The following is a 2,574-nucleotide window of genomic DNA, read 5'->3' on the forward strand; positions in this document are numbered from 1 at the left end:
CGGTGCCCCACCGGGAGGGACCCCGCCCCCAGGCCCCGGCACCGGCCACCGCCCCGAGCGGGGACGCCGCGTGGCGCAGCTTCCCGTATCCCGATCCGGTCTCGCGCAGCCACGGCTCCGGCGTGTAGCCGGGTACGGCGGCTCCGGCTCCCGGTACCTCGCGGACCAGCCACGACGCCGTTCCGGCCAGCGAGAACCGCAGTCCGCGCCCGCCGCCGTCCGCGAGCGCCCGTAGGACACCGGCCGCCACCAGGTACCCCGTTCCGTGGTCCAGTGCCTGCGCCGGCAGTACCCCGGGGCCCTGTTCGTCCCCGCAGGCCGCGGAGATCCCGTAACCCGCCTGGACCAGGGAGTCGAAGCCCCGGCGTCCGGCCCAGGTTCCCCGCCATCCCCACGCGCACAGCTCGGCGACGACCAGCCCCGGCCGGTCCGCGAGGAGTTCGCGGGCACCGAGGCCGTGCCGGGCCAGCGCCCCCGGCCGGTAGCCCGTCACCACCACGTCCGCCCCGTCGAGCAGTTCCTCGAACACCGCCCGGTCCGCGGCCGCGTCCAGGTCCAGCAGCGCGGACCGCTTCCCGAAGCCGGTGTCCGCGTACGCGTCGTCCGACTCCGGGAGCCGCGGCGAGTCGATCCTCAGCACGTCGGCGCCGAGCAGTCCCAGGGTCCGGGTGGCCACCGGCCCGGCGATGACCCGGGTCAGGTCCAGGACCCGTACGCCCTCCAGCGGCAGCCCGGCCGCGCTCCTGCCCAGCACCCGCCCGCGGCCGCCCGAATCCCACAGCTCCGCCAGCGGCTGCGGCTCCCCGTACTCCCGGGCGACGGCCACCGCCAGACCGCCTTCCGCGTACACCGCCTCCTGCACGTCCACGGCCGCCCGGCGGGAGACCGCCTCCGCGACGCCCTCGCGCGTCCCCGCGCCCAAGGCCCGTACCAGCGCGGCCTCGTGGTGCGGGTAGTTCGCGTGCGTCCGCACCCAGCCGTCGGCCGACCGCCAGAAGCCGGACAGCGGCGCGAACGTCACCGGCGTCCTCCCCTCCACCAGCAGGTGGCGTTCGCTGACGAAGGCCGTGGCCACGGCGCCTTCGTCCACGACGAGCGGGGCCACGTCGTCCGGCCCGCCACCCGCCCGTACGGCGGACAGCTCCGCCGCGGCGAGCGCGCACGCGCCGACCGTGGCGCGGGCGAGTTCCCGTACGGGCAGCGGCCCGTCACCCAGGCCGCTCGCACCGCGGTAGGCCACCCGTCCCGCCAGTGCGCCGGCCCCTCCCAGCGCGGCCCATGCCTGCGCCGTCCCACCGTCATCACTCGTCATGGGGTCATCCTGCGCGACCTCGCCCCCGTACGGCCAGTGACCTGGTGCGCAGCTCCGTTACCCGATCGGGCGATGTAGGGCGCGAGGGCGTCTCGATTCGCGTCAACCCGCGTTACACGACGCGGAACATGAACACCGCCTCGGCAGCCTCGTCTTCCGTCGCGGCGCACGCCCGCGCGTGCGGAGCGGGGGCGGCCGGCGGCCCGTACGAGGGAGCATGATGACCGACCCGACCGCGGTGGACACCAGGCGCAGAAGGCTCGCCGCACACTGCCGTGCCGTGAGCGAGGCGCCCGCGTTCTCGCTCGCCGTTTTCGCGGTGATCCTCTTCAACGCCCTACTCCTGGGCATCGAGACGTACAGCGGTCTGTCCGCCGAGTACAGCCGGCTGCTCGCGATGACCGAGCACTTCTGCGTGGCGGCCTTCACCCTGGAGATGCTGATCCGCCTGGGCGCGCACGCCGACCGGCCGAAAGCTTTCTTCCGGGACCCCTGGAACGTCTTCGACCTGCTGGTCGTCTCCTCGGCCTTCATCCCGTTCCTGCGGGAGAACACCACGCTGCTGCGGCTGCTGCGGCTCGCGCGCGTCCTGCGCACCGCGAAGTTCATGCCCCAGCTGCGGGTGCTGCTCGTGGCCGTGGGCCGCAGCCTGCCGGGCACCGTCAGCTTCCTGTTCGTGGGCGCCCTGATCCTGTACGTGTACGCGATGATCGGATGGATCTGCTTCGCCGGCCACGACCCCGGCCACTACGGGTCGATCGGCCGGGCCGGGCTGACCCTGTTCCTCCTGATGACCCTCGAAGGGCTCGGGGACGCCGTCCACGCCGGGCTCGCGGTGTCCCCGTTCAGCCTCCTCTACTACGCCTCCTACGTGCTCCTCGCCTCTTTCGTCCTGGTCAACGTGCTGATCGGGGTCGTCCTCAACGCCCTCGAGGAGGCGCGGGAGATGGAGGAGCAGAGCCGGCGGGCCGAGCAGGCCGCGGAGTCGGGCACCGACGCCGCCGACGAACTGCTGCTGCGGATCGCGGCCGTGCGCGGCGCCCTCGACGACATGGAGGCGCAGCTCGGTTCCCCGGCGAACGCGGCGCGGGCGACGGCGGACGCGGCCGCGGTGCCCACCCCGTCGGCCCATGCCTCGGCGGGCGCGCGGTAGGGAGGCGCGCGGAAAGGTGGCGCGCGATAGGGAGGCCCGCGGCAAGTCGGCGCGCGGCAGGGAGGCCCGCGGCAGGAGCCCGGCCGTGGACGCGGGGAGCCGCCGGGTG

The 2,574-nt window shown here is 74.7% G+C and carries 2 protein-coding genes; one reads left to right on the forward strand and one right to left on the reverse strand.

What is annotated here, in order from left to right; translation table 11 throughout:
* The coding region (locus ACWGDE_RS38080; RefSeq protein WP_453393663.1) for a CoA transferase at positions 1-1,312 on the reverse strand (1,312 nt) is incomplete at its 3' end.
* A gap of 220 nt (positions 1,313-1,532) precedes the next feature.
* On the opposite strand from ACWGDE_RS38080, the gene ACWGDE_RS38085 reads away from it, so the two are divergent.
* A complete protein-coding gene (locus ACWGDE_RS38085) occupies positions 1,533-2,465 on the forward strand; it encodes an ion transporter (protein ID WP_453393664.1) in 933 nt (310 codons plus the stop codon).
* Positions 2,466-2,574: the final 109 nt, after the last annotated feature.

The organism is Streptomyces sp. NPDC054956, assembly GCF_053609185.1.

Excerpts from the sequence above, each read along its gene's own strand:
- ACWGDE_RS38085 (WP_453393664.1), top strand. The coding sequence starts at position 1,533 with ATGACCGACCCGACCGCGGTGGACACCAGGCGCAGAAGGCTCGCCGCA.